Here is a 26,714-nt window from a genome sequence, read left to right as displayed (position 1 = left end):
GCGTTCGACCACCGGCACATCTTCATCGACCCCTCGCCCGACGCCGCGTCGTCGTACGAGGAGCGCCGGCGCCTCTTCGAGCTGCCCCGCTCGTCGTGGGACGACTACGACCGGTCGAAGATCTCGGCCGGCGGCGGCGTGTACCCGCGCACGGCCAAGTCGATCGCCCTGTCGGAGGAGGCCCGGGCCGCGCTCGGCATCGTCGGCGACGGCCCGCTCGCCCCGAACGACCTCATGCACGCGGTGCTCGCCGCGCCGGTCGACCTGTTCTGGAACGGCGGCATCGGCACCTACGTGAAGGCGACCGGGGAGTCGCACGCCGAGGTCGGCGACAAGGCCAACGACTACGTCCGGGTCAACGGCCGGGAGCTGCGGGTCAAGGTGGTGGGGGAGGGCGGCAACCTGGGCCTGACCCAGCGCGGCCGCATCGAGTACGCCCTCAACGGGGGCCGCATCGCCACCGACTTCATCGACAACTCGGCCGGCGTCGACTGCTCCGACCACGAGGTCAACATCAAGATCCTGCTCGACCGCGCGGTGGCCGCGGGCGCGCTCGAACCGGCCGACCGCAACCCGCTGCTGGCCGAGATGACCGACGAGGTCGGCGAGCTGGTCCTGCGCGACAACTACGACCAGGCCACGGCCCTGGGCAACGCGCGGGCGCAGTCCCGCTCGCTGCTGCCGGTGCACAAGCGGCTCATCGCGGATCTCGAGCGGCGGGGCCAGCTGGACCGGACGCTGGAGGGCCTGCCGACCGACGAGGTGCTCGACGAGCGCGCCGCCACCGGCGTCGGCCTCGCCTCGCCCGAGTTCGCCGTCCTGCTCTCCTACGTCAAGATCGTCCTGGAGCACGAGATCCTCGACTCCGACCTGCCGGACGAGGACTGGACCAGCGAGGTCCTGGTGGAGTACTTCCCGACCGCCCTGCGGGAGCGCTTCGTCGAGGCGATGGCCGAACACCCGCTGCGCCGGGAGATCGTCACCACCGCCGTCGTCAACGAGGCGGTCAACCGCGGCGGCACGTCGTTCTTCCACCGCGCCTCGGAGGAGACCGGGGCCGGCGCCGCGGACGTGCTCCGCGCCTCGGTCGTGATCCGCGAGGTGTACGGCCTGGGCGACCTCCGCCGGGCGGTGGAGTCGCTGGACAACAAGATCCCGACCCAGTCGCAGACGGCGGTGTACCTGGAGATGCGCCGCCTGCTCGACCGGGCGGTGCGCTGGCTGGTCTCCAACCGCCGCCTGCCGATCGACGTGCCCGGCGAGATCGCGCGCCTGCGCCCGGGCGTCTCCCGGCTGCTGCCGCAGCTGGACACCCTCTTCCGCGGCCGCGAGCGCGACGCGCTGCGGGCCAACACCGCGGGCCTGCGCGAGCTGGGCCTGCCGGAGGAGATCGCCGACGTCACGACCCGGATCATGTATGGCTTCGGCCTCCTCGACATCGTCGAGGTGGCCTCGACCACGGGCCGCGACGTGAGCGAGGTGGCGACCGTGTACTACCTGCTCTCGGAGCGCTTCCGGGTCGACGACCTGCTCTCGCGGATCTCGGCCCTGCCGCGCGAGGACCGGTGGCAGACGCTGGCCCGGATGGCGCTGCGCTACGACCTGTACGCGGCCCTGGCGGCGCTCACGGCCGAGGTGCTCAACGCCACCTCGGCCGACGCGGAGGCGGAGGCCCGGGTGCACGAGTGGGAGCAGAGCAACGCGACGTCGATCGCGCGGACGCGCAACGCGATCGGCGAGTTCGGGGAGTCCCCGGGCGACCTGGCGGCGATCTCCGTGCTGCTGCGCCAGATCCGCACCCTGGTGCGCGCCTCGGCGGCCTGACGTTCAACGAAAGGGCCGGATGAGCCTTGGCTCATCCGGCCCTTCCCGTTTCCGGCCGGTCAGGCGGCCAGGCCCAGCGTCTCTGCGGCGGCGCGGCCGTTGGCGTGGCTGGCGCCCCACGTCGTGATGAAGGCGCGCGCCCCCGCCGGCCGCCAGGATGACGGCCAGCCCATCTCGACCACCGTCACCGCGTGGGTGGTGGCCAGCGTCTCCACCAGGGCGCGGGCCCCGGCCAGGCGGTGCACGTTGCGCCCCACGACGACGATCGGGCGCCCGCCGGCCCGGGCCCGGATGTCCTCCGGGTCGGCCGCGCCGGCCACCACGCGCACCTGCTCGGTGCCGTTCACGTGCGGCCCGAGGCCCCACGGCACGCGGCCGGCGGCGATCGACGACTCGGACTCCAGCTGCACGATGAGCGGCGCGGCCGCGGCGTCGTGGGTGCCCTCGATGCGCACCGCGCCCAGCGCGGCCGGGTAGCCCAGCCCCGGCTCCTCGCGGTCGGTCCGCGCGCCCGAGCGCGTCCAGGCGGACAGGTCGGCGACGCGGGCCACGGCCTCCTCGAGACGGTCGAGGGGCAGACGCCCGTCCTGTACCGCGGCCACGATCTCGTCGGCGCAGGCGTTCGTGATCTGCTCGTCGATGTCCGCGCCGATGCACAGCAGGTCGGCGCCCGCGGCCAGGGCCAGCACCGCGCCGGCCGGGATGCCGCCGGCGTAGCGGGCCGCGCCGAGCATCTCCAGGGCGTCGGTGACGACCACGCCGCCGAAGCCGAGGTCCCGGCGCAGCAGGTCGACGAGGACGGCGCGGCTGAAGGTGGCGGGGGCGTCGCCGCTCAGGGCCGGGACGCGGATGTGCGCGGTCATGATCGACTTGGCGCCGGCCTCGATGGCGGCCACGAACGGCGGGAGCTCGCGGCCGCGCAGCACGCTGGCGTCGATGTCGACCGTGGGCAGCTCGAGGTGGGAGTCGGCGAGCGTGGCGCCGTGACCCGGGAAGTGCTTGGCGCACGCCGCCACGCCCGCGCCCTGGAGGCCGAGCACTGCGGCGGCGGTGTGGGTGGCGACGGCGAGCGGGTCGGCGCCGAAGCTGCGGGTGCCGATGATCGGGTTGTCGTCAGCCGTGTTCACGTCGACGGTCGGGGCGAGGTTGAGGTTGATCCCCAGGCCGTCGAGCTCGGCGCCGATGGTGCGGTACACCCTGCGGGTCACGGCGGGGTCACCGAGCGCGCCCAGCGCGGCGTTGCCCGGGTAGGGGCTGCCCAGCCGGTGGGCCAGGCGGGTGACGTCGCCGCCCTCCTCGTCGATGGCGATGAGCACGCCCTCGCGGGCCGCGTGCAGGCTCGCCGTGAGCGCGGCGAGCTGGTCGCGCTCGACGATGTTGAAGCCGAAGAGCAGGTGCCCGGCCATCCCTTCGGCGAGGAGGTCCACGGCCCACGCCGGGGCCTGCTCTCCGCGGAAGGCCCCCAGCAGCGTGCCCAGGGCCAGCCGGCGGAGTCCGGGATCGGTCGACACGATGTTCTTCCCCCTTAGGCGCGGGACGGTGCCGTCAGATCCGGCCGCCCCTCGGCGCGCGCCCGGATGCTGCACACTCGTCTGATGCGCTATCCACGATCGTAAGAGCTTCTTGACCGGTTGTGCGTAGGCCGACCGGGTGGTCTGACCGTACGCTTTCCCAATAGGTTGCTTGTGGCACGCTAATAGGAAAGTTTCCTAAATACTAGGGGTCTTTGTCACCATGAGTTCCGCCCGACTTCCCGGCACGCCCCGCCTGCTGCGCGCCCTCAATGACCGTGCCGCCCTCGAGCTGCTGCTGACCCGCGGTCCGCTGACCCGCGCGCAGCTGGGCGAGCTGACCGGCCTGTCCAAGGTCACCGCATCGCAGCTGGTCGAGCGGCTGGAGGAGCGCGGCCTGGTGGCCCGGGTCGGCGAGCAGGCCGGCGGGCGCGGCCCCAACGCGCAGATGTACGCGGTCGTGCCGTCCACCGCCTACGTCGTCGGCGTCGAGGCCGGCCCGGCCCACGTGGTGGCCGGTGTCGCCGACATCACGGGCAACATCGTCGGCCGCACCGACGTGTCGATCGGCGACGGCGACGACCCGGTCAAGGTCGTGCACGCCGCGGTCGTGGAGGCCGCCGGCGCCGCGGGCGCCCCGATCGACCGCATCCGCCGCATCGTGCTGGGCACGCCGGGCCTGGTCGACCCGAAAAGCGGCGAGATCACCTTCGCCTGGGACCTGCCGCGCTGGCACCGGGGCCTGCTCACCGCGCTGCGCGACGACCTGGACCGCCCGGTCATGTTCGAGAACGACGTCAACCTGGCCGCCATCGCCGAGCAGCACAGCGGCGCCGCGATCGGCGCCCAGGACTTCGTGCTCGTCTGGCTCGACCGCGGCGTCGGCACCGCCGTCGTGCTGGGCGGCCGCCTGCACCGTGGCAGCGTCGGCGCGGCCGGCGAGATCGGCTACCTCCCGGTCGCCGGCACCCAGGTGAGCCGCGACGCGTCCCGCCGCTCGAAGAGCGGCTTCCGGGCGCTGGTGGACGCCGTGGCCGTACGCCAGATCGCCAAGACCCACGGCTTCAAGGCCACCGGCGCCGCCGACGCGGTCCGCGCCGCCATCGCCGCCGGCACCGCGGGCAGCCCCTTCCTGGACGAGCTGGCCCGGCGGATCTCGCTGGGCGTGGCGTCGGTCGGGCTCGTCCTCGACCCGGAGCTGGTGGTCCTGGCCGGGGAGATCGGCCAGGCGGGCGGGGCCGACCTGGCCCAGCGGGTCCAGCACGAGGTCGCCGCCATCGCGGTCGTCTCGCCCCGGGTGGTGCCCACCGAGGTCGCCTCCGAGCCGGTGCTCAACGGGGCCATCCTGACCGGGCTCGACGCGGTGCGCGAAGAGGTCTTCGGCTCCACGGCGTGAAAGTTTCACGCCGTGGCTGTGCCGGGTCCGCCCGCCTGCTCAGCGGGCGTCATGGCGGCGTGCCGCCTGCTCGGCGGGCCTCATGGCGGCGTGCCGCCTGCTCAGCGGGCGTCGCGGCGGCGCATCGAGACGAAGGCGGAGATCGCCACGACGGCGACCAACGCGGCGATGACCAGCCCGCCCTGCTGCCAGCTGCCCGAGAAGCCCTTGGGCGGCACGCAGTGGCAGTACGGGTTCACGTCGGTGTCGAACGTGTAGTCCTTCGTCAGCCACGCCGAGATGTAGCTGGAGAGCCGGAACTTCTGCGAGTAGTCGACGGTCTGCACCACGCTGAAGAGCACGAGGGCGCCGAGCTCGTAGATGAGCAGGTACGCCATGCCGACGCCCAGGGCCGTGGACGTGTGCCGGCCCAGCGAGGCGATCGAGAAGCCCAGGGCCGTGCCGGCCAGGGCCAGCAGCACGACGCGCACGCCCGTGACCAGCAGCGAGCCGAACTCCCCGGACGTCATCTGGCTCACCGTGCCGTTGCCCGCGGCCACGGCCATGAAGGCGCCGGTCCAGACGGTGAGGTACACCACGGAGACCAGGCCGAACCCCGCGCACGCCGCCAGCAGCTTGGCGGCCAGGACGGCCCCGCGGCGGGGCGCCCACAGCAGCAGGCCGGCCATCCCGCCCGAGCTCCACTCGACGCCCACGAACGACGCGCCGACGACGAAACCGGCCACCGCCAGGACGATGGCGGCGGTGTAGAACAGCGACGGCCACTGGCGGTGGAAGGAGAAGCCGTAGTCGAGCATCGAGTCGGGGGTGGGGCGGGGGCCGTAGTCGCAGGCCCGCGGGAAGGACTCGTTGCGCCCGGCGGTCTCCAGGCCCGACTGCACGTTGCCGCAGTGCTCGACGTTGCGGTCCCAGACGGCGGCGGCGCTGGCCGCGTTCTCCTTGGCGGACTGGACCTCGGCCGGGGTCGGCGTGCTGCGGGTGAGCGAGAAGCCGAAGGTGAGGAACAGCAGCAGGACGCCGATGAGGACCAGGGTGACCAGCGTGACCCGGCGGCTGAACAAGCGGGCCCACTCGGCGGCGAACAAGCGGGTCATACCTGCTGCTCCTCCTCGGACCAGTCGGAGTCGTCGACAGGGCGGAACGCGCCGCGGCGCGGCCCGCCGCCGGTCAGGGTCAGGAAGGCGTCCTCGAGCTGGGCGACCGGGGCGAGCTCGCGCACCCACAGGCCGTTGACGCCCAGGGCGTGGGACACCCAGGCGGCGTCGGCGAGGTCGTGCACGACGAGATGGTCGCCGGCGACGCTGACGTCGGCGCCCGCCTCGATGAGGATCTGGGCGGCGCGTTGGTGGTCGTCCACGCGGACCCGGTAGGCGCCCTTGTCGGCCACGGCGAGCACGTCGGAGACGGCGCCGGCGGCGACCGTGCGGCCGCGGGAGATGATCGTGACCGAGTCGCAGATCTGCTGGATCTCGGCGAGGATGTGGCTGGAGATCACCACGGTCATGCCGCGGTCGGCCTGGGTGCGCAGCAGGTCGCGCATCTCGCGGATGCCGGCCGGGTCGAGGCCGTTGTTCGGCTCGTCCAGGATGAGCAGCTCGGGGTCCTTGAGCAGGGCCGAGGCGACCGCGAGGCGCTGGCGCATGCCCAGGGAGTAGGAGCGGACGTGGTCCTCCGCCCGGTCGGACAGGCCCACCTGGTCGAGCACGATCCCGATCCGCTGCTTCGGCACGCCGCCGGCCTTCGCCAGCAGGGAGAGGGTTTTGTACCCCGTGAAGTTGCCGAAGAACGCCGGCGCCTCGACGATCGCGCCGACCCGCGGGGCCACCTGCGCCTGATGGCGCGGCACGGGCTGGCCGAGGATGGACATGTGCCCCTCGTCGGCGCGCAGCAGGCCCAGGAGCGTCTTGAGCGTGGTCGACTTGCCCGAGCCGTTCGGGCCGAGGAACCCGTGGATCTGGCCGGGCTCCACGACCATCTGCAGCCCGTCGATCGCGGCCCGCGGCCGGCCGAACACGCTCCGATACGTCTTGACCAGGCCGGAAATTTCCAATGCGGCTGTCATCCCCGCGCACAATACGGGCTTCACCCGCCGCGCGGGGCCCCGGAATTCGTCGATGTCCCCGCCGTGGTTGGATTGGCACGTGTCAGATGACCTTGTCATCGAGGTGGAACAGGCGACGGTCACCCGCAACCGCAGCGACCTGATCCGGTCGGTGAGCTGGCAGGTCGAGCTGGACGAGCGCTGGGTGATCCTCGGCCCGAACGGCGCCGGCAAGACGACGCTGCTCAACCTGGCCGGCGCGCGGATGTACCCGACCCGCGGCTCGGTCACCGTGCTCGGCGAGCGGCTGGGCCGGACCAACATCGCCGAGCTCAAGCCCCGCATCGGCTTCTCGTCCAACGGCCTGGTGCTGCCGGCCGAGGAGACCGCGCGCGACATCGTGGTCACCGCGTCCTGGGCGGTCGTCGGGCGCTTCCGCGAGCGCTACGACCGGATGGACGAGGCCCGGGCCATGGCGCTGCTCGACCAGTTGGGCGTGGCCGGGCTGGCCGACCGGCTGTACGGGACGCTGTCGGAGGGCGAGCGCAAGCGGGTGCAGATCGCCCGGGCCCTGATGACCGACCCGGAGCTGCTGCTGCTCGACGAGCCGTCGGCCGGCCTCGACCTCGGCGCCCGCGAGGACCTGGTGCGCCGCCTCGCCGGCCTGGCCGCCGACCCGGACGCGCCCGCGCTGGTGCTCGTCACGCACCACGTGGAGGAGATCCCGCCGGGCTTCACCCACGCGATGCTCATGCGCGACGGCGGCGTGGTGGCCCAGGGCCTGCTCCGGGACACCATCACCGCCGAGAACCTGTCCAAGACGTTCGGGATGCCGCTGCACCTGTCGACGGCCAACGATCGCTTCCACGCGCAGGGTGCCTAGCAAGACCCGGCACTCGTACGTCCCCGGGAGCCCCGGCCGACCGGGGCGCCCGGAGGACTCGTAGCGGCTAGCGTCCCTCGAACTTCGGCGCCCGCTTCTCCACGAACGCGGCCATGCCCTCCACCTTGTCCTCGGTGGCGAACAGGGCCGCGAACAGCTGGCTCTCCCAGGCCAGGCCGGAGGCCAGGTCCATGTCGAGGCCGCCGTCGATCGCCTGCTTGGCGGCGCGCAGGGCCAGGGCCGGCCCGTTGACGTAGGGCCGCACGAGTTCGAGGGCGGCCGAGTAGACCTCGTCCCGCGGTACCACCCGATCCACCAGCCCCATCGCGAGCGCCTCCGGGGCGGGCACGCGCCGGCCCGACATGACGAGGTCCTTGGCCCGCGCCGGGCCGAGCAGGCGGGCCAGCCGCTGGGTGCCGCCCGCGCCCGGGATGATGCCCAGCGTGATCTCCGGCTGGCCGAGCGTGGCGTCCTCGGCCGCGACCCGCCAGTCCGCGGTGAGCGCCAGCTCGCAGCCGCCGCCCAGGGCCCAGCCGGTGATCGCCGCGACGACCGGCTTCGGGATGCGGGCGACCGCGTCGAACGCGCCGCTGAGCGCGACCGCGCGGGCGGCCATCGCGGCGTAGCCCATGCCGGCCATCTCCTTGATGTCGGCGCCGGCGGCGAACACCTTCTCCCCGCCGTAGATGATGACGGCCCGCACGTCCTCGCGCGCGGTCGCCTCGTGCGCGGCGGCCCGCAGCTCCTCCTGGACCTGGACGTTCAGCGCGTTCATCGGCGGCCGGTCGAGCCGGATCGTGCCGATGCCGCCGTCGACCTCCAGCCGCACGAGGCGGCTCCCCTCGGATTTCACCGCGTCCACTGTGTCTCCTCAACGTCGTTGTCGTCGTCCGGAGCGTATTCCGCTGTACCGTCAACATGTCATGGCGACCACGTACTACCGCGACAATGTGGTGCACGTCAGCTCCGGCGGCGTGCGCATCCGTGACGTGTGGTACCCGCTGGAGACGTTGACGTACATCTGGCACGAGCGCACCGGCCGGCTGCGCCACGGGCTCTACATGATCGGCACCCGGGGCGGGGCGGTGCTGCTCGTCCTCGGCCTGCTGGTGGCCGCCGGGATGTTCGCGCGGCGCATCGACTTCAGCGGCGAGCAGCGCACCATGTACATCGCCGGGGGCATCCTCGCGGTCATCGTCATCGGCGGGATCGTCGCCTTCGCCCTCGAGGGCCTGCTGGACCTGCTCGACCGGGCCCACGACCACGGCAAGGGCGTGCACGAGATCTGGGTGCGCACCAGCGACGGGGACTCGATGATCTATTCGACCACGGACGCCCCCAAGTTCGGACAGATCTATCGCGCGCTCCAGCGGGCGGTCGAACAGTCGGCCTAGACTGCGCGGCATGGTGGCCCTGGGCGTCGACTTCGGCACGTCGCACACGGTGGCGGTGGCCCGCTGGCCCGACGGGCGCGCCCGCCCGCTGCTCTTCGACGGCTCCCCGCTGCTGCCCTCGGCCGTGTCGCTGGAGGAGGGCGGCCTCGTCGTCGGCCGCGACGCCGTGCACAGCTCGCGCCGGGCGCCGGAGAGCTTCGAGCCCAACCCGAAGCGGCGCATCGACGACGGCTCGGTGCTGCTGGGCGAGCGCGACGTCCCGGTGCCCGAGATGGTGACCGCGGTGTTCCAGCGCGTCCTCGCCGAGTTCACCCGCACCGCGGGCGGCGCCCCCGACGCGGTCACCGTCACCCACCCCGCCGGCTGGGCCGCCACCCGGCGCAACACGCTGCAGGAGGCGATTCGGCGGGCCGGGCTGCCCGCGGCGGCACTCGTCCCCGAGCCGGTCGCCGCGGCCACGTACTTCGTGCGCGTCCTGCGCAACATGGTGCCGGTCGGCTCGTCGGTCGTGGTGTACGACCTCGGCGCGGGCACGTTCGACGGCAGCGTGGTGGCCCGCACCCGGGCCGGCTTCGAGGTGCTCGCCGTCGGCGGCCGCGACGACCTCGGCGGGCTGGACTTCGACGAGGTGGTGGTCGGGCTGATCGGCCGCGCCCTGCCGGCCGGGGACTGGGACCGGGTGAGCGCCGACCCCCGGGCCGCCCGGCGGCTGCGCGAGGAGGCCCGCGAGGCCAAGGAGCGCCTGTCGCGCGCCGCGTCGGCGACCGTGATGGTGCCGCTGCTGGACCGCGACGTCCAGCTCACCCGGGAGGAGTTCGAGGCGGCGGCCCGGCCGCTGATCGAGCGCTCGGTGCAGGTGCTGGGCGAGACGCTGCGGCTGTCGCGGCTCGTCCCGGAGCAGGTGGCCGGGATCTTCCTGGTCGGCGGGGCCTCGCAGATGCCGCTGGTGGCGACCGAGCTGCACCGCGAGTTCGGGCGGCCGCCGGTGATGATCGAGCAGCCGGAGCTGGTGGTGGCCGAGGGGGCGGTGCTGGTCGGCCCGGCGGTGCGCTCCCGCAACGGCGTCCCCCTCCCCACGCAGCCCGTGCCCGCGGCCCCGGCCACCTCCGGCGCCCTGGCGTTGCCCGCCGCTGCTGTGCCTTCTGTTCCGGCTCCGCCGGTCTCGCCCGGTCCCGCGGCCGCCGCCCCGATCAGTCCGACCCCGGTCAGCCCCACTCCCGTCAGCCCTCCGGTGCGGCGCCGGCCGCCCGTTCCGCCGCCGCACGCGGTGTACCCGCCACCGCCGCAGGTGATCTACGCGCCGCCTCCACAGGTCGTGTACCTCCCGCCGCCGCCGATGCAGCCGCGGCTGCGCGCGCCGTGGTCGATCCGGTGGCCGGCCGGGTTCATGACGACGTACGGTGTGCTGCTCTACCTCCTCACCGCCCTCCTGCTGCTCGCCGGCGGGGGCATCCAGCTGGTCCAGAACCCGCCCCCGGACATCGACAAGGACCAGCTCACCACCGACAGCCTGCAGTGGGCCGGGATCTGCGTGGTGCTGGCCACGCTGCTCCTGCACGGCGCCGGCCGGGCGAGGCGGCCGGCGGGCGGGCACCTGTGGTACCCCCTGGCGCTCTGCGTGATCGTGACGGCCTGCAACCTCGCGCTGACCACCGAGGGCGGCGGCTACTGGACGCTGATCCCCGGCGTGGTCTTCGCCGCGTCCACGGCCGGGCTGCTGCTGCCGCCGTCGCACCGCTGGCTGCGCCGCCCGCCCCGGCCGAAGATGCCTCCTGCCTCTCCTCCTGCGCAGAACGCCGCGGGCTAGGCGTCTCCCCCTAGACTTCGGGGCATGCCTACGCCAGGGATCCGGCTCGGGGTCGACTTCGGCACCTCGAACACCGTCGCGGTGGTGCGCTGGCCCGACGGGCGCTCCCGACCCCTCATCTTCGACGGCTCGCCGCTGCTGCCCTCCGCGGTGTACGCCGAGCCCGGGGGCGCGATCATCGTCGGCCGCGACGCGGTGCACAGCGCGCGGCTGGAGCCCGCCCGCTTCGAGCCCAACCCGAAGCGGCGCATCGACGACGGCACGGTGCTGCTCGGCGACCGGGAGGTGCCGGTCAACGACCTCGTGGCCGCGGTGCTGCGCCGGGTGCGCGACGAGTTCGCGCGCACCGTCGGCGCCGACGTGGTGCCCGAGGTGACGGTGACCGTCCCGGCCTCCTGGGGAGCCACCCGGCGCCTGTCGATCGCCGACGCCGCCGCGGCGGCCGGGCTGGGCCGGGTGCGGCTGGTGCCCGAGCCGGTGGCCGCCGCCGCGTACTTCACCCAGGTCCTCGGCCACGACGTGCGGGTCGGCTCGGTCGTGGTGGTGTACGACTTCGGCGCGGGCACGTTCGACGCCAGCGTGGTCGCGCGCACCGCGAACGGCTTCGAGACGCTCGCCGTCGACGGGCGCGACGACATCGGCGGCGTCGACGTGGACAACGCGATCGTCAAGCACATCGGCACCCTCTGCGAGCCGCGGGCCCCGCAGGAGTGGGCGCGGCTGATGGGCCCGCAGACCGTCGAGGACCGCCGGCACCGCCGCCTGCTGTGGGACGACGCGAAGGTGGCGAAGGAGCGGCTCTCCCGCCAGCCGGCCTCGGACCTTACGGTTCCGCTGCTCAATGTGGACGTACACCTGACGCGGGAGGAACTCGAGGGCCTCGCCCTGCCGATGCTGCGCCAGACGGTGCGGGTGACCGAGGGCGTGATGCGCTGGGCGCAGCTGCCCGAGGACGCCGTCGCGGGCGTGTTCCTGGTCGGCGGCTCCAGCCGGATGCCGCTGGTGGCGACGCTGCTGCACCGCGAGCTGAAGCGGGCGCCGGTGGCCATCGAGCAGCCGGAGCTGGTGGTCGCCGAGGGCAGCATGCTGGCCGGGTCGACGGCGGCGCCGACGGGTTCGGATCCGGCGCCCGGGCCGGCTACCGGGGTGCTGCCGCAGGTTCCGGGGCTGTTGTGGCAGACGCCGGCGCCCGCCTCCGCGCCTCCTGTCTCGTCGCCGTCTCCCGCGTCCTCGCCGTTCGCCTCCGCGTCGCCGCCTTCTGCCTTGCCGCAGGGTTCTGCCTTGCCGCAGGGTTCTGCCTTGCCGCAGGGTTCTGCCTTGCCGCAGGGTTCTGCCTTGCCGCCGGCTGCTGCCTCGCCGGTTTCGCCGGCCGTCGGGTTCTCGATGCCGCCGTCGGGAGGGTTCGGCGCGCCTGCGTCCGCGCAGCCGGTGTCCGCGCAGCCCATGTCGGTGCCGCCGGTGGACAGTCCCCTGTGGCCCGATGCCCCGGCCTCGTCGACCCCTGTCTCGGCACCGCCTCCGGTTTCGCCGGTTTCGCCGCCTCCGTACGCGCCGCCCCCGTTCAGGCCGACGCCGGTTTCGTCGGCTCCGCCCGCGCCGCCTGTTTCGACGCCGCCGGCTTCTTCGCCGTCCCATTCCACGCCGCCGGTTTCTTCGCCGTCCCATTCCACGCCGCCGGTTTCTTCGCCGCCTTTTTCTTCGTCGCCGGTTTCGCGGCCGCCGGTTGCTTCCCCGCCGGTTGGTTCCCCGCCTGTTTCGATGCCGCCGGTTCCGCGGCCGCCTGTTTCGATGCCGCCGCCGGTTTCCAGCCCGCCCGTGTCCGCGCCGCCGCCGCAGAACCAGGGGCGGGTGTACCAGTCGGTGCCGGAGCCGTCGACGCGGTACGACGAGTACGGCAAGCCCCTCCGCGCGGACGCCGCGACGCCGCCCCAGTCCCGGCCGTCCCAGCAGCGGGTTTCCGCGCCGCCGGCCAAGGTGTACGAGGGCGGGCGACCGCGCCGCAGCCCCGCCGCCCGGGCGCTGCTCACGCTGCTCGTGGTGCTGCTGCTGGTGGCGACACCGCTGGCGGCCGGCTGCGTCTCGTACTACCTGACCACCGACCGCTGGCCGCAGCCGGTGGCGGGCTGGCTGGGCTCCGACACCCCGTGAGAGCTCGGCTCCGCGACCGCTCGGCCGCAACAACCCGCGGGCGTTCGGTCGCGGCGCGCCGCGGCTGCTCGGTCGCGGCGCTCTGTGCGCGTTCGGCTGCGGCGCCCCCGCGCGCACTGGGTCGCGGCGGCCAGTGAGTGCTGGCTGCGGCGCCCCCGCGCGCGCTCGGTCGCGGCGGCTCGTGAGTGCTGGCTGCGGCGCCCCGCGGCTGCTCGGTCGCGGCGCTTCGTGCGCGTTCGGGTGGGGCGCCCCCGGGCGCGGTCGCGGCGGCCCGCGGGTGTTCGGCTGCGGCGGCCCGTGAGCGCTTGGCTGCGGCGGTCCCTCAGTGCTTGGTCAGGGCGACCCGCGCGCTTGGTCGCGGCGGCACGTGCATGCTCGGCTCCGGCAACCCATGAATGTGAGTAGGATTCGCACATGACGAGGATCGACGGGCACGGTGGCGACCTGGCGCTCGCGGCGCTGCGCGGCTTCGGGGTCAACGAGATGTTCACCCTGTCCGGCGGGCACGTCTTCCCGCTGTACGACGCGGCCAAGCGAGCCGGCGTGCGCATCGTCGACGTGCGGCACGAGCAGTCCGCCGTGTTCGCCGCGGAGGCGGTGGCCAAGCTGCAGCGCCGCCCCGGGCTGGCCGTGCTCACCGCCGGGCCCGGCGTCACCAACGGCGTGTCCGGCCTGACCAGCGCGATGTTCAACGGCGCGCCCGTGGTCGTGCTCGGCGGCCGCGCCCCACAGTTCCGCTGGGGCTCGGGCAGCCTGCAGGAGATGGACCACCTGCCCGTCGTGCGCGCCGTCACCAAGCACGCCGAGACGATCTTCGCCACCGACGAGGTCTACGCGCGGATGCGGGCCGCCGCCCTGGCCGCCCTCACGCCGCACCGGGGACCGGTCTTCGTCGACCTCCCGCTCGAGGTCGTGTTCTCGACCGGTGAGGTCGATGAGGAGCCTTCGCCCGCGGTACCGCTGGAGGAACCCGATCCGGACGAGGTGCACCGCGCCGTCAGCCTCCTTGCCGCGGCCCAGCGGCCGGTGATCGTGGCCGGCTCCGATGTGTGGGCCGGCGACGCCACCGCCGCGCTGCGCGAGGCCGCCGAGGCGCTGCGCATCCCGGTCTTCGCCAACGGCATGGGGCGCGGCACGCTGCCGCCCGGCCACCCCCTCGCGTTCGCGCGGGCGCGCAAGCCGGCCTTCGGCGGGGCCGACGTGGTCGCCGTCGTCGGCACGCCGCTGGACTTCCGGCTCGGCTTCGGCGACTTCGGCGGCGCGCAGGTCGTGCACGTCACCGACGCGGCCTCGCAGCAGGCCGGGCACGTGACCCCGGCCGCCGCGCCCGCGGGCGACCTGCGGCTGATCCTGGGCGCCTTCGCGGCCTACTCCGGCCTGGTCGCCGACCACGAGGAGTGGATCGCCACGCTGCGCGCCGCGGAGAACGCGGCCAAGGCGAAGGAGACCGACGCGCTGGAGGCCGACACCGACCCGATCAAGCCCAGCCGGGTCTACGGCGAGCTGCGCAAGGTGCTGGCCGACGACGCGGTGACCATCGGCGACGGCGGCGACTTCGTCTCCTACGCCGGCAAGTACCTCGAGCCCGCCCGGCCCGGCACCTGGCTCGACCCGGGCCCGTACGGCTGCCTCGGCACCGGCATGGGCTACGCGATGGGGGCGCGGATCACGTACCCGGACCGCCAGATCTGCGTGCTCATGGGCGACGGCGCGGCCGGCTTCTCGCTCATGGACGTCGAGTCGCTGGTCCGCCAGCAGCTGCCGGTCGTCATCGTGGTCGGCAACAACGGCATCTGGGGGCTGGAGAAGCACCCGATGCGCCAGATCTACGGCTACGACGTGGCCGCGGACCTGCAGCCGGGCCTGCGCTACGACGACGTGGTGAAGGCGCTCGGCGGCGCCGGCGAGACGGTGGAGAAGCCGGGGGACCTGGCGGGGGCGCTGGGGCGCGCGTTCGCGTCGGGCGTGCCGTACCTGGTGAACGTGCTCACCGATCCGGAGGACGCCTACCCCCGCTCGTCGAACCTCGCCTGACCGAACCCGGCCTGATCGAGCCTGCCTGATCGAACCTGGCCCGTGCCACCTTGTGGGTGGTCTGGCCGGTGGTACCTCGTGGGTCGTGGTGCTGTCTTGCGCTTCGGCCCGCCGCGGGCCGGTCGGCCTACTCGAGGCCCAGCAGGCGGGGCAGTTCGCCGATGGAGCCGATGACCTCGTGCGCGCCGGCGGCCTGCAGCGCCGAGCGGTCGCCCGCGCCGGTGAGGACGCCGACGAGCAGGCCCGCGCCCGCGCGCTGGCCGGCGATGAGATCCAGCGGCGTGTCGCCGACGACGAGCATGCGGCGCACGTCCTCGACGCCCAGCTTCAGCGCCGAGACGAGCATGAAGTCCGGGAACGGGCGCCCGCGCCCCGCGTCGGCCGGCGAGAGCACCAGGTCGACCTGGCCCCACCAGCCGAGGGCGTCGATGATCGCCTCCTGGGTGGCGCGCGCGAAGCCGGTCGTCAGGGCCACCTTGATCCCGTTGGCGCGCAGCGCCTTGATGGCCTCGATGGCGCCGGGGATCGGCAGCACCGCGCCCTCGTCGACGAGCAGCCCGTACGCCTCCTCGAAGGTCTCGTTGGCGGCCTGGGCGCGCGCCTCGTCGCCATCGAGCAGCAGGCGGAACACCTCTATCCGGCTCTGTCCCATCGTCTTGCGCACGACGGCCAGCATGCGGTCGTGCGAAGGGGTGCCCGGTGCGACGCCCTCGCCGGCGAACGCCACCGTGAAGGCCTGCTCGACCAGGCCGTCATCACGCACCGTAGTGCCTGCCATGTCAATGCAGGCCAGTTGCCACGCGGTCATCCCGCGATGGGAGCACGGCCAGGAGACCGGATGGTGAACGCCACAAAACCGTCAGAAGGCACCCGTTCGCCGCAGCGCGGGCGGGCGCCCGTCCGGGTCGTGGATCAGGCGGTACAGCACGCCCGACCACCGGCGCGTCCAGGCGTCCAGGCGTGGCCCGCGGTACCGCAGCAGGCGCCCGGACGGCCGCGGACCTTGCCTTCCGCCGTCGTGCCACGCCTGCAGTCCGGCGGCGCAGCGCTCGAACGCATCGATGAAAGCGTCCGGGTCGTCCTCATCGACGTCGATGCCAAGATGCTCGCGGGCCAGCCGCCGGCGCAGCGACCGCGCGTAGTCACCGGTCGGGTCGGCGACCGCGCAGGTGAGCTCCGAGTCGTGGGTCCAGGAGCGCAGGGACACGTTGTCGGAGCCGATGGTCGCCCACGCATCGTCGACGATGCAGACCTTGGCGTGCACGTAGATGGGGGTGCCCTGCGCGTTCTCCGGGCTGAAGACGTGCACCCGCTCGCCCCCGGCCGCGCGCAGGATGGCCAGGGCCCGCTCGCGGCCGTACAGCTGCGGGGTTCCCCCGATGCGCCCGTCCGCGTCCGGGTGGCGGGGCACGACGGCGACCAGGTGCAGCCCGGGCGTGGCCCGCAACGCGTCGGCGAAGCAGCCGGCGACCTGCGGCGACCACAGGTACTGGTCCTCGAGGTAGATGAGGCGGCGCCCCCGCGCGGCGGCCTTGCGGTAGCCGCGGGCCACGCTGCGCTCGCCCTCGGGGGCGAAGGGGTAGCGGGCCGTGCGGCGGTAGGGGTACGTCCGCAGCAGCTGAACGCGAAGCGCCCCGGCCGGCGGCGGGTCCGGCAGCTGGGGCGGCAGCGGGTCGGCCCGCACGTCCTCGCCGTCCAGCCGGTCCTGCAGCCGCAGGAACGGGTTGCGTGACAGCGGGGTCGGGTCCTCCCAGCGCTCCCGGAAGGTCGTCTCGACCTGCCCGACCACCGGCCCGCGCAGCTCCAGCTGCACGTCGTGCCAGGGCGGCCGGGTGCCGTACGTCGCGGCCATCCGCTGCGACTGCGGGTCGCCCTCGTGCTCCGGGGAGTCCCCGCGCCCGTGGCACAGGTCGATCCCGCCGACGAAGGCGACGTCGCGCTCCGGGCGGTCCGGGTGGCGCACGACGACGAACTTCTGGTGGTGCGAGCCGCCCGGGCGCACGCGCATGTCGCGCAGGCACTCGCCGCCGGCCGCCTCGATCTCGTCGCCGAGGTGCTTGTTCTCCTGTTCGCTGAACCGCAGCCGGTCCAGGTGCGAGCGCCAGATCAGGCCCTTGACCACGACGCCGCGGCGGGCGGCCTCGCACAGCACCTGGGAGATCTCGGTGCCGGGCCCGTCGAGGCGCTGGTCGGGGTCGCCGCGCCAGTCGGTGAACAGGATGAGGTCGCCCCGGCGGGTGCCGCGCAGGGCCGGCAACAGCGCGTCGTAGTACGCCCGGCCGTCCACGAGCGGGCGCGCGGCGTTGCCGTCGGTCCACGCGGCGAGGCGGGTGTGCGGGTTGCCGCGCTCCTGCGCGTCCAGCAGCCATTCCTCGCCGGTCGTGCGCACTTGCCGGCCGGTCGTTCGCGCCTCCTGGTCCGTCACGTGCGCCTCCTGGCCGGTCGTTCGGGCCTCCTGGCCGGTCGTTCGCGTCTCCCGGTCCGTCACGTGCGCCTCCTGGCCGGTCGTTCGCGCCCCCTGGCCGGTTGTTCGCGCCCCCTGGCCGGTGCTTCGTGCGTCCTGGGCGGTCGTTCGTCCGTGCCCGCCGGTGTTCCGGGCCTGCAGGTCGGTGCTGCGCGCCTCCTGGCGGTCATGGGGCTGCCCGGACCGGTCGCGCGGTCGCCGGTGCCGGTCGGGCGGTCGCGTGCTCGGTGACGTCGGCGTTGGGGCGCAGCAGCCACCACGCCGCGGGGACCCACAGGCCGGCCAGCAGCACGCTGCCGAGGATGTCGGTGGGGTGGTGCTCGCCGCGGTACAACCGGGCGACCGCGACCCACAGCGGCATCAGCACGGCGGCGGCGACGAAGAGCCAGCGCCACCACGCGCGGGTGCGCGGCAGCACCAGCAGGGCGGCCGCGGCCCACAGGCAGATCGTGGCGGCCACGTGCCCGGACGGGTAGCTCGACGTCGGCAGCTGCCCGTCCATGTTCGGCACGTCGGGCCGGGCCCGCCCCGCGATCGCGGCGCTGGCCAGGAAGAGCGTGAGCTCCCCGAACATGACCGTCAGCAGGAACACCACCGGCCGCCAGCGGCGCGCCACGGCCAGCGCGACCGCGCCGACGACCAGCCCGATCGCGAGGATCGCGTGCGTGTTGCCGACGTCGCTGCCGGTGGCGGTGATCCGTTCCAGGGCGGCGTCGCGATGCGCGGCGAACCAGTGCGGGATCGCGTGGTCGCCCAGCACGTTGCCGTTGCCGTGCTGGTACCGCGCGAGCGGCAGCCCCACCGCCACGAGCGCCCCGAGCGTGAGCACCCAGGCGACCGCGAGCCCGGCGACCGCCCACAGCCGCCGGGGCGCCTCCGCCGGGGCCCGCCCGGGCGCGGCCGGGTGCAGGTCGCGGGCCGCCTCCGGCTCCAGGCCCTCGGCCAGCGGGGCGGTGACCCGCTTCCCGCTCTCGTGGCGGACCAGCTCGAACGCGGCCGCGCACAGGCCGACCCAGGCGGCGCCGAGCGACCAGCCGCCGATCACGTCGGAGAGGAAGTGCACGCCGAGCGCGAGCCGGCTGAAGCCGATCAGCAGCACCAGGACGCCGCCGGCCAGCAACGCCGGGCGGCGCCACCGGGCGGGCAGCGCCGGCAGGAACACCACCAGCAGCGCGGCGTAGCAGATGAACGAGTTGAGCGCGTGGCCGCTGGGGAAGCTGTTGCCGCCCCCGTGCGCGACCGGCCGCTCGACGACCGGGCGGAGCCGACCGACGGCGAGCTTGAGCGTCGGGTCGAGCACCAGGCCGCCGAGGGCGGTGGCCACCAGGAAGCTGGCCAGCCGCAGCCGGCGGCGGACCAGCAGCAGGGTCGCGGCGATGGCGATCAGCCAGGCCAGAATGCCGAAGCTGCCCAGCCGGCTGATCCCGCCCATGAGCGTGACCAGGGGCCGGTGCGGCGCGACCAGCGCGTTGAGCCCGTCGACGACGCCGCGGTCGAGCGACTCCAGGGGCACCCACCGGACCCGCACGGCGATCACCAGCACGCTGAACAGCAGGGCCGCGACGCCGAATCCCGTCATGCGCCAAATGGCTGCCTTATCGCTCCTCACGTTTGCCGTCATGCCCAATCGGGGGAATGCCAGAACATGACGAACAACGATCTCCTGAAGATGCTGACGCGAGTCGGCTTCATCGGGTACGGGCTGTTGCACCTGGCCCTGGCCTGGGTAGCCGCGCAGATCGCGTTCGGCCGGGCCGGTGAGGAGGGCGACCAGTCCGGGGCATTCCGGAAGCTGGCCGAGCAGCCGTTCGGCGAGTTCCTGCTGTGGTTCGTCATCGTCTGCCTGCTCGCCCTCGCCGTGTGGCAGGCGATGCTGGCCGCCTGGGGCCACCGAGAGTCGCACGGACGCGAACGGATCGTCGAGCGGATCTCCTCGGCCGCCCGCGTGGTGGTCTACGGCGTCCTCGCGTGGACCGCGGGCAAGGTGGTGCTCGGCGCGCCGTCCTCGAGCGCGCAGCAACAGCAGCAGGCCACCGCCGGGCTGATGGCCCGCACGGCGGGGGAGTGGCTGGTCGGCCTCGTCGGCCTGGGCGTCCTCGCGTTCGGTCTGGGGATGGCTTGGTACGGCTGGAAGCGCAAGTTCTCCCGCAAGCTCACGATCGCCTCCCCGCACCACCGCACGGTTGCGGTGCACGCCGGTCAGATCGGCTACGTGGCCAAGGGCGTCGCGTTCGGCATCGTCGGGTACCTGCTGATCGACGCGGCCGTCACCAACGATCCCGGGAAGTCCCGCGGGCTGGACGCGGCGCTGCACACGCTGGCTGGGCAGCCGTACGGCAAGTTCCTGCTGCTGGCGGTCACGGTCGGGGTGGCCGGGTTCGGCGTCTACTGCTTCTTCCAGGCCCGCTACCGCAAGGTCGGCACGTGACCCCCTCGGAGCCGCGCGCCCGCGCACGGCGGCTTTCGCGCAGGTCGCGTTCCGGAGTGTGGCGGCGCTCCTGCGGGTCGCGATTCTGTGCGTCGCAGGCCCGTGACCTGCCGTCGTCGGCGGTGCGGTGCTTGGCGGCGCGGTACTCGGCGGCGGAGTTTTGGACCGTGAGCATCGTCGGCGGCGCGCGTCCGCGCGGTGGCCGGGAGGCGGCCCGCGGGCGCCGATCCGACATGGGGCGGCGCGCCCAGGGGCTTTTCGACCGCATCGGCTGGCCGCTGCCCGTTGCCGACGCTCGGGAGGTGGCCGCGTGAGCGTCCGATCCGCGGTGGTCATCAACCCCTCCAAGGTCCTGGACCTCGAGGAGCGGCGCCGCGAGCTGTGCGACGCGCTGGCCGCGGCCGGCTGGCCGGAGCCGTTGTGGCTGGAGACCACGCCCGAGGACCCCGGCTGCGGCATGGCCCGCGAGGCCGCGGAGGCAGGCGTGGAGGTGGTCCTCGTCTGCGGCGGCGACGGGACCGTCATGGCGGTCGCCGGCGAGCTGGCCGGCAGCGATGTGGCCGTGGCGCTCGTCCCCTCCGGCACCGGCAACCTGCTCGCCACCAACCTCGGCATCCCGCGCGACGTCGCCGAGGCGGTCGCCGTCGCCGTCGCGGGTGATCGCCGGCGCATCGACGTCGGGGAGGTCGAGGGCGAGGGCGTGTTCACCGTGATGGCCGGCATGGGCTTCGACGCGGCGATGGTCGGCGAGACGCCCGACGACGCCAAGCGCCGCTTCGGCTGGGCCGCGTACGTCGCGTCCGGGATCCGCAATCTCACCCGCCGCCGGATGTCGGTGCGGCTACGGCTCGACGGCGGCCGCTGGCTGCACCGCCGCGCGGCCGCGGTGCTGGTGGCCAACGTGGGCCGGCTGCAGGGTGGCATCCGCCTGTTCCCCGACGCCCAGCCGGACGACGGCGAGCTCGACGTCGCGGTCCTGACCCCGGCCCATGTGGCGGACTGGGCGCGGCTCGCCGGCGGCGTGCTGCTGGCCCGCCGGGCAGCGGGCCTGGAGACCTTCCGCGCCCGCGCGGTGGAGATCCACGCCACCCGCGAGGAGCCGCGCGAGATCGACGGCGACGTCATCGCGCCTGGCCGCCGCCTGTCGGCTCGCGTGCGCCCGGGCGCGCTCACGGTCTGCGTGCCGCCTTCCTGACCGCCCCCTGGCCGGACTTAGGTTCCGCCGACCCTCCTGTGGCCGTGCTGACGCGCGCGGGCGCGTTGATTGAGGGTGAATATCGCCATCCGGGAGTGTGGCCTGGCCTTGCCCGTCCTGGGCCGCCCGGACGCGCTATGGGGTGCCGTCCTGAGCGTGGTTCCGCCCAGCCTGGTCTGAGGGGCGCGGTTTGGCCCGTTCCGGGATCGCCCGGACGCGCTGGTTGTGGGGTGCCGTCCTGAGCGTGGTTCCGCTCAGCCCGGTCTGAGGGGCGGCTTGGCCCGTTCCGGGGCCGCCCGGACGCGCTGGTTGTGGAGTGCCGTTCTCAGCGCGGTTTCGCCCAGCCCGGTCTGCGGGCGCCTTGGCTCGCCCCCGGGCCGCCCGGGCGCGCCGAACGCTGCTGCTCGCCTCGGCGCCGCCTACGCACTGGCCTCTGGCCCGCGGCCGACTGAGGCTGCGCGGCGTGTGCCCGCGCTCGCCCTGACCGCCCAGCCTTGCCCGCCTGCCGGCTGCGCCACCTGTTGCCCGCGCCCGCGCGGCGCGCGCTCACGACCCGCCTGGGCCGGTGAAGGCCTGCCCGGGTCGCGGTGGTGCCGGTCAGCCGGTCAAGTGCCGGGGTTGTCGTCCTCGCGGCGTTTCAGGTCTTCCTCCCACCGTCGCAGCAGCTCGGCGTCGCGGCGGGACTGGGCGGTGTCGATGCCGCGGAGGAACTCGGGGTCGTCGTCGGGCGCGGTCACCCGCCGACGGCCGCGCCCGCCCGCGACCACCCCTGCGCGCTGCTCGAGCGACACCGGGCGGCCGGCGAAGAACCACGCGACCGGGCCGACGATCGGCAGCAGCAGGATCACCAGGAACCAGACGGGCCGGGGCAGCCCGCGGATGTCCTCACGCTCTGAGGACAGGCAGTCGATCAGTGCGATCAACGTGGCGACCAGCACGATCAAGAAGGGAAGTGCGCGTCCCATGGCGCCATCATGACTCAGCGGAGGGGGTCATGACATCAGCAACAGGGTGGCCATGGCGCAGTACAGCAGAATGAGCGCGACCAGGCCGGCCAGCGATCGCCCGACGGGGGTGGCGACGTCGCGGACCCGGCGCAGGATGAGCCACACCGCGGCCGCCCAGATCAGCGCGACGGCGGCGAGGGCGGATGCAGCGGTGGTGGGGTCCAGGTGTACCGCGGCCAGGCGCCCCAGCAGCAGTGCTACCGCGGTGAACGAGACGAGGGTGCGGCGCCACGACAGCTGGGTGCGCTCGACCTGGGCGCCCGGGGGCGGCTCTCGCGCCGTATCGGGTGCCGCCTCGCCGCCCGGTCGCGTGGGTCCGGTGTGGTCGGAGGGGCTGCCCGCCGTACCGTTGCCGGGTTTCCCAGGCTCGGAGGCGTTTGGCTCTTCGCTCACAGCAGCGTCGCGATCAGCAGCGCGCCCGCGCCGAGGGTGACCACGAGGGCGAGGATGGCCGGGAAGCGGGACGGGGGCAGCGCCTCACCCAGCCGCATCGCGCGCTCGCTGCGGGCCCAGTGATCGACCGCCCGGATCGCGACCAGGCCGCCGAGCGCTAGCAGTGAGATGGCGATAACGCCGCGTAGCCGGTGCTCCGGCAGGAACTGGGCGACCGCGAGGCCGCCGCCGATCAGCGCGAGCGCGGTGCGCAGCCAGGCCAGGAACGTGCGCTCGTTGGCCAGCGAGAACCGGTAGTCGGGCGTGCTGCCGACCGAGCGGACCTCGTCGGGATCGAACCAGAGCCGCACCGACGACCACATGGACATGAATCGTCATACCCCCTCAGTACAGTCGCCTCGTGCTCCGAACAACGCTCGCCGGACTGCGTGCACACAAGGTACGACTTGTGCTGACCGCCGTCGCCGTCATGATCGGGGTCGGCTTCCTTGCCGGCACCCTCGTGTACGGCGACACTGCCCGAGCCGCGTTCTACGACGATCTTGCCCGAGCGGCCCGCAACGTGGACGCCTCGGTCGGGCCCGACCGCATGCCCTTCGGCGACCGCACCTCCGGCTTCGCCGAGACCACCCGCCGCCTCGGCTTCGACGACCTGGACAAGGTGCGCGCCGTGCCGGGCGTGGCCCGCGCCGACGGCCGCATGGCCGAGCGCCTGTCGATGCTCGACCCCCAGGGGCGCCTGATCGCCAACTTCGGCCGGGCCGGCTGGGCCGTGTCGGTCCCCGGGGACGCGACCCTGTCGATGTTCGACACGTCCTCGGGCCGCCTGCCCGAGCGCGACGGCGAGATCGCGATCGACGCCACCACCGCGGAGACGTACGGCTTCCGCGTGGGCGCGCCGGTCTCCGTGGTCGGGCCGGGGGCCGCGCCGGTCGGCCTGACCCTGGTCGGCACGTTCGACCTCGGCGCCAACAAGCGCTTCGCGGGGCTCTCGGTGGCCGCCCTGACCCCCGGCGACATGCGCGGCATCGCCGGTGCCACCGGGTATGCCGAGATCGTCGCGACCGCCGCGCCCGGCGTCGGCGAGGGCGAGCTGGCCGCGCGGGTGCGCGGGAGCCTCGGCGGCGGCGCGCACGTGCTGGACGGCGCCGCCCTGCGCCAGGCCTATGCCGTGGCCGCCGCGAAGTACGTCAACGGCTTCCTGATCGTGCTCTTCGCGTTCGGCCTGGTCGCCCTGGCCGTGTCCGTCTTCGTCATCGCCAACACCTTCGCCATCCTGGTCGCCCAGCGGGTGCGCGAGCTGGCGCTGCTGCGCTGCGTCGGCGCCTCCCGCCGCCAGCTGTTCGGCTCCGTCGTGCTCGAGGCCCTGGTGGTGGGCGTGGTCGCCTCGGCCGGCGGCCTGCTGGCCAGCGCCGCCGTCGGCTGGGCGCTGCTCGTCGGCCGCGACGCGCTCGGCCACGCGGTGCGCATCGACCGCCTCGTGGTCGGCCCGTCCACGATGGTGATCGGCCTGGTCGCGGGCACCGTCGCCACCGTGCTGGCCGCGCTGCTGCCCGCGTTCACGGCCAGCCGGGTCCCGCCGATGGCCGCCCTGGCCGCCGCCCCGCTGGAGGCCGCCGTGCCCGGCCACCGCGCCCGCCGGCTGGCCGGGGCGTGGCTGCTGGCCGCCGTGGGCGCCGCGTTCGTCGCCGCCGGCACCCGGGCGCCGGGGTTTCTCGGCGTGCCGGTGGTCTTCCTCGGCGCCGTCGGGCTCTTCGGCGCCGCGGTCGCCGCCGGCCCGTTCGTGATCGGCCGGCTCACCGCCTGGGCCGGCTGGCTGCCCACCCGCCTCTTCGGCGCCCCCGCGCGCCTGGCCGTGCAGGGCGCCCGCCGCAACCCGAAGCGGGTCGCCGCCACCACCGGCGCGCTCGCCGTCGGGCTGGCCCTGATGAGCCTCTTCGCCGTGCTCCTGGCCACCACCCGGGTCCAGTCGGAGCGTGAGCTGGACGAGAACTTCTCCGTCGACTACGTGGTGACCGGGGGCTTTGTGGCCGGGGCGCAGGCTCCCGCCGTACCGTCGGGGGTCCTTGACGCCCTGCGGACCCGGCCGGAGTTCGCCGCCGTGGCGGGCGCCCGCAGCCGTGGCGGCCAGGTGTCCGGACGCCGCGCCGAGGTCTGGTCCATGGAGCCCGGCGCCTTGGCCACCGTGCTGCGGCCCGAGGTCATGTCCGGCTCGGTCGCGGCCTTCGGGCCCGGCACCGCCGCCTTGCGCGGCCCCTTCGCCGCCGCCGTGGGCGCCACGGTCGGCTCGACCGTCACCCTGCACCAGCGTTCGGCCGGGGGAGCCGAGCTGTCCTTGCGCGTGGTCGCGCTGTACGACGACGCGCCCACCGACGGCGAGGTCCTCGTCGACTGGTCCGACTACGCCGCCGCCTTCGGCTCGGCCGGTCCCGACTCGGTGCTGGTCAAGGCGGCCGAGGGCGTGCCCGCGGAGACGTCCCGGGCCGCGGTCGACGCCGCCGTCGCGCAGGAGCCCCGCCTGCAGGTCTCCAGCCAGGCCGAGTGGCGGGAGAGGCTGACCGAGACGCTCGACCGCCAGCTGCTGGTCTTCCAGGCCCTCCTGGGCATGTCGATCGTGATCGCGCTGACCGGCATCGCCAACACGCTGGCCCTGTCGGTGCTGGAGCGCACCCGCGAGTCGGCCCTGCTGCGCGCCCTGGGCCTGTCGCGCCGGCAGCTGCGCTTGACCCTGGTCCTGGAGGCCGTGCTGATGTCGGCGGTGGGCGCCACCGTGGGCACGCTGCTGGGGGTGCTGACGGGCGCGGCCGCCGCCGTCGGGCTCATCCGGCAGTACGGGCACGGCCATCCCGTCATCCCGGTCGGCCAGCTCGTCCTGTATGCCGCGCTGGCGACGTTCGCCGCCGCGTTCGCGGCCCTGCCGCCGGCTCGCCGCGCCACCCGCACGTCCGTCTCCGCTGCCATGTCCGCGGAGTAGCCCCCGGCCGCCGGGGCGACATATGGTCTGATTTGCCGAGATCAGGGGGTGTCGGCGTAGTGCCACAGGGTGCGGATGGTGGCGGAGACGCAGACCTCGCGCGGGTGGCCACACGTGCAGAGGTGATCGTCCGGAGGCTCGCGCCGACGGTGTGTGAACTTTTCCGCAGCACGCAGGGCGATGGCGGTCGACAGCGGGCGGACCGACTCCGCGACTTCCGGCTGCAAAATGATCGAATTTTCCGACATATCCGGACCCTCCCGGACTAAGGGTGCACCCTTCTCGTGACGCTTTTCACCGCCACGGCGAACCTACTGCCCAGTAACATCTGGGAGGCGAACCTGTTAATGCTCGCGACGAGTCGTAACGTGGGGCGCATGTCGCCAGCGATGGCGCGGTGACTGTCAAGCAGGAGGACCTCGGACCACGATGAAGATCGTCGTACTCGTCAAGCAGGTGCCGGACTCCGGCGCGGAGCGCAACCTGCGCAGTGACGACAACACCGTCGACCGCGCGTCGGCAAACAATGTGATCAACGAGATGGACGAGTACGCCATCGAGGAGGCCCTGCGCCTCCAGGAGGCGCACGGCGGCGAGGTCGTCGTCCTGACCGTCGGGCCGGACCGCGCTACCGAGTCGATCCGCAAGGCGCTGTCCATGGGCCCGGACTCGGCCGTCCACGTCGTCGACGACGCGCTGCACGGCTCGTGCGCCGTCACCACGTCGAAGGTGCTGGCCGCCGCCATCGCGCAGCAGAACGCCGACCTGGTCATCTGCGGCGCCGAGTCGACCGACGGGCGCGTCCAGGTCATGCCGCACATGGTCGCCGAGCGCCTCGGCATCGCCGCCCTCACCGGCGCGCGGAAGCTCACCGTCGAGGGCTCGCAGCTCACCATCGAGCGGCAGACCGACGAGGGCTACGAGGTCGTCACCGCCGCCACGCCCGCGCTGGTGAGCGTCTGGGACACGATCAACGACCCGCGGTACCCCTCCTTCAAGGGCATCATGGCGGCCAAGAAGAAGCCGCTGCAGACGCTGTCGCTGGGCGATCTCGGCATCGCGGCCGGCGAGGTCGGGTCCGACGGCTCGACCAGTGCCGTGGTCGAGCACAGCAAGCGCCCGCCGCGCCAGGCCGGCAACAAGGTCGACGCGGGCGACGACGGCGGCGTGAAGCTCGTCGAGTACCTCGCCTCCGAGAAGTTCGTGTAAGGGGAG

At 74.0% G+C, this 26,714-nt stretch carries 23 protein-coding genes; 12 read left to right on the top strand and 11 right to left on the bottom strand.

Annotated elements, in window-relative coordinates:
• Window positions 1–1,824: NAD-glutamate dehydrogenase domain-containing protein (locus ABD352_RS18410; RefSeq protein ID WP_344613626.1), on the top strand; the 1,824-nt coding region annotated here is incomplete at its 5' end.
• 59 nt (window positions 1,825–1,883) lie between these two features.
• On the opposite strand, the gene ABD352_RS18405 is transcribed toward ABD352_RS18410, so the two are convergent.
• Entirely contained in the window at window positions 1,884–3,335 is a 1,452-nt protein-coding gene (locus ABD352_RS18405; RefSeq protein WP_344613625.1) for a glycoside hydrolase family 3 protein, read from the bottom strand.
• Window positions 3,336–3,558: 223 nt separating this feature from the next.
• Between ABD352_RS18405 and ABD352_RS18400 the strand changes: the two genes are divergently transcribed.
• Window positions 3,559–4,731, top strand: a complete 1,173-nt coding sequence (locus ABD352_RS18400; RefSeq protein ID WP_344613624.1) for an ROK family transcriptional regulator — start codon at window positions 3,559–3,561, stop codon at window positions 4,729–4,731.
• A gap of 101 nt (window positions 4,732–4,832) precedes the next feature.
• Here the strand turns inward: ABD352_RS18400 and ABD352_RS18395 are convergent, their stop codons facing one another.
• Together ABD352_RS18395 and ABD352_RS18390 are read right to left on the bottom strand one after the other, a co-directional pair.
• Window positions 4,833–5,825: an ABC transporter permease subunit gene (locus ABD352_RS18395; protein ID WP_344613623.1), complete on the bottom strand. Its 993-nt coding sequence runs from the start codon at window positions 5,823–5,825 to the stop codon at window positions 4,833–4,835.
• Complete coding sequence (locus ABD352_RS18390) at window positions 5,822–6,793, bottom strand: ABC transporter ATP-binding protein (protein ID WP_344613622.1); 972 nt, start codon at window positions 6,791–6,793, stop codon at window positions 5,822–5,824. The genes ABD352_RS18395 and ABD352_RS18390 overlap by 4 nt, the downstream gene beginning before the upstream one ends.
• Before the next feature lie 52 nt (window positions 6,794–6,845).
• Here ABD352_RS18390 and ABD352_RS18385 point away from each other — a divergent pair, with 52 nt between their 5' ends.
• Window positions 6,846–7,655 (top strand): ABC transporter ATP-binding protein, encoded by an 810-nt coding sequence (locus tag ABD352_RS18385; protein WP_344613621.1) that lies wholly within the window; start codon window positions 6,846–6,848, stop codon window positions 7,653–7,655.
• A gap of 67 nt (window positions 7,656–7,722) precedes the next feature.
• Here the strand turns inward: ABD352_RS18385 and ABD352_RS18380 are convergent, their stop codons facing one another.
• Window positions 7,723–8,508 (bottom strand): enoyl-CoA hydratase/isomerase family protein, encoded by a 786-nt coding sequence (locus tag ABD352_RS18380; protein WP_344613620.1) that lies wholly within the window; start codon window positions 8,506–8,508, stop codon window positions 7,723–7,725.
• Window positions 8,509–8,578: 70 nt separating this feature from the next.
• On the opposite strand from ABD352_RS18380, the gene ABD352_RS18375 reads away from it, so the two are divergent.
• The 4 genes from ABD352_RS18375 (at window position 8,579) to ABD352_RS18360 (ending at window position 15,038) form a co-directional block, all read left to right on the top strand.
• Window positions 8,579–9,049, top strand: a complete 471-nt coding sequence (locus ABD352_RS18375; RefSeq protein ID WP_344613619.1) for a DUF6232 family protein — start codon at window positions 8,579–8,581, stop codon at window positions 9,047–9,049.
• 10 nt (window positions 9,050–9,059) lie between these two features.
• Window positions 9,060–10,856 (top strand): Hsp70 family protein, encoded by a 1,797-nt coding sequence (locus ABD352_RS18370; protein WP_344613618.1) that lies wholly within the window; start codon window positions 9,060–9,062, stop codon window positions 10,854–10,856.
• A gap of 24 nt (window positions 10,857–10,880) precedes the next feature.
• Window positions 10,881–13,004, top strand: coding sequence for an Hsp70 family protein (locus ABD352_RS18365; protein ID WP_344613617.1), 2,124 nt, complete (start codon window positions 10,881–10,883; stop codon window positions 13,002–13,004).
• Between the two features lie 414 nt (window positions 13,005–13,418).
• Window positions 13,419–15,038: an acetolactate synthase gene (locus ABD352_RS18360; RefSeq protein WP_344613616.1), complete on the top strand. Its 1,620-nt coding sequence runs from the start codon at window positions 13,419–13,421 to the stop codon at window positions 15,036–15,038.
• A 127-nt stretch (window positions 15,039–15,165) separates the two neighbouring features.
• Here the strand turns inward: ABD352_RS18360 and ABD352_RS18355 are convergent, their stop codons facing one another.
• The 3 genes from ABD352_RS18355 to ABD352_RS18345 form a co-directional block, all read right to left on the bottom strand.
• Window positions 15,166–15,846 (bottom strand): phosphonatase-like hydrolase, encoded by a 681-nt coding sequence (locus tag ABD352_RS18355; protein WP_344613615.1) that lies wholly within the window; start codon window positions 15,844–15,846, stop codon window positions 15,166–15,168.
• Between the two features lie 51 nt (window positions 15,847–15,897).
• Window positions 15,898–17,427, bottom strand: coding sequence for a phospholipase D family protein (locus tag ABD352_RS18350; protein WP_425553566.1), 1,530 nt, complete (start codon window positions 17,425–17,427; stop codon window positions 15,898–15,900).
• Window positions 17,428–17,668: 241 nt separating this feature from the next.
• Window positions 17,669–19,081, bottom strand: coding sequence for a phosphatase PAP2 family protein (locus ABD352_RS18345; RefSeq protein ID WP_344613613.1), 1,413 nt, complete (start codon window positions 19,079–19,081; stop codon window positions 17,669–17,671).
• A 66-nt stretch (window positions 19,082–19,147) separates the two neighbouring features.
• Between ABD352_RS18345 and ABD352_RS18340 the strand changes: the two genes are divergently transcribed.
• The 3 genes from ABD352_RS18340 to ABD352_RS18330 all read left to right on the top strand — a co-directional run bounded on the left by ABD352_RS18340 (window position 19,148) and on the right by ABD352_RS18330 (window position 21,125).
• The gene (locus ABD352_RS18340) at window positions 19,148–19,930 is read left to right on the top strand and encodes a DUF1206 domain-containing protein (RefSeq protein ID WP_344613612.1); all 783 of its coding nucleotides are present in this window, start codon (window positions 19,148–19,150) and stop codon (window positions 19,928–19,930) included.
• A 167-nt stretch (window positions 19,931–20,097) separates the two neighbouring features.
• Complete coding sequence (locus ABD352_RS18335) at window positions 20,098–20,244, top strand: hypothetical protein (RefSeq protein WP_344613611.1); 147 nt, start codon at window positions 20,098–20,100, stop codon at window positions 20,242–20,244.
• On the top strand, window positions 20,241–21,125 hold the full coding sequence (locus ABD352_RS18330; protein WP_344613610.1) for a diacylglycerol/lipid kinase family protein: 885 nt from the start codon (window positions 20,241–20,243) through the stop codon (window positions 21,123–21,125). The genes ABD352_RS18335 and ABD352_RS18330 overlap by 4 nt, the downstream gene beginning before the upstream one ends.
• 605 nt (window positions 21,126–21,730) lie before the next feature.
• Here the strand turns inward: ABD352_RS18330 and ABD352_RS18325 are convergent.
• Genes ABD352_RS18325 through ABD352_RS18315 form a run of 3 tightly spaced genes read right to left on the bottom strand, consistent with a single transcriptional unit; the run spans window position 21,731 to window position 22,887 of the window.
• Entirely contained in the window at window positions 21,731–22,090 is a 360-nt protein-coding gene (locus ABD352_RS18325; protein ID WP_344613609.1) for a PLDc N-terminal domain-containing protein, read from the bottom strand.
• Window positions 22,091–22,117: 27 nt separating this feature from the next.
• Window positions 22,118–22,525, bottom strand: a complete 408-nt coding sequence (locus ABD352_RS18320) for a DUF202 domain-containing protein (protein ID WP_344613608.1) — start codon at window positions 22,523–22,525, stop codon at window positions 22,118–22,120.
• On the bottom strand, window positions 22,522–22,887 hold the full coding sequence (locus ABD352_RS18315; RefSeq protein WP_344613628.1) for a YidH family protein: 366 nt from the start codon (window positions 22,885–22,887) through the stop codon (window positions 22,522–22,524). The genes ABD352_RS18320 and ABD352_RS18315 overlap by 4 nt, the downstream gene beginning before the upstream one ends.
• Window positions 22,888–22,925: 38 nt before the next feature.
• Between ABD352_RS18315 and ABD352_RS18310 the strand changes: the two genes are divergently transcribed.
• A complete protein-coding gene (locus tag ABD352_RS18310; protein WP_344613607.1) occupies window positions 22,926–25,499 on the top strand; it encodes an ABC transporter permease in 2,574 nt (857 codons plus the stop codon).
• Between the two features lie 41 nt (window positions 25,500–25,540).
• Here ABD352_RS18310 and ABD352_RS18305 read toward each other — a convergent pair whose 3' ends face one another.
• On the bottom strand, window positions 25,541–25,747 hold the full coding sequence (locus tag ABD352_RS18305) for a hypothetical protein (protein WP_344613606.1): 207 nt from the start codon (window positions 25,745–25,747) through the stop codon (window positions 25,541–25,543).
• A 181-nt stretch (window positions 25,748–25,928) separates the two neighbouring features.
• Between ABD352_RS18305 and ABD352_RS18300 the strand changes: the two genes are divergently transcribed.
• Window positions 25,929–26,708, top strand: a complete 780-nt coding sequence (locus ABD352_RS18300; RefSeq protein WP_344613605.1) for an electron transfer flavoprotein subunit beta/FixA family protein — start codon at window positions 25,929–25,931, stop codon at window positions 26,706–26,708.
• Window positions 26,709–26,714: the final 6 nt, after the last annotated feature.

It is taken from the genome of Dactylosporangium salmoneum (assembly GCF_039532525.1).
Lineage (GTDB): Bacteria > Actinomycetota > Actinomycetes > Mycobacteriales > Micromonosporaceae > Dactylosporangium > Dactylosporangium salmoneum.
This window is presented reverse-complemented; position numbering and strand designations above follow the sequence as displayed.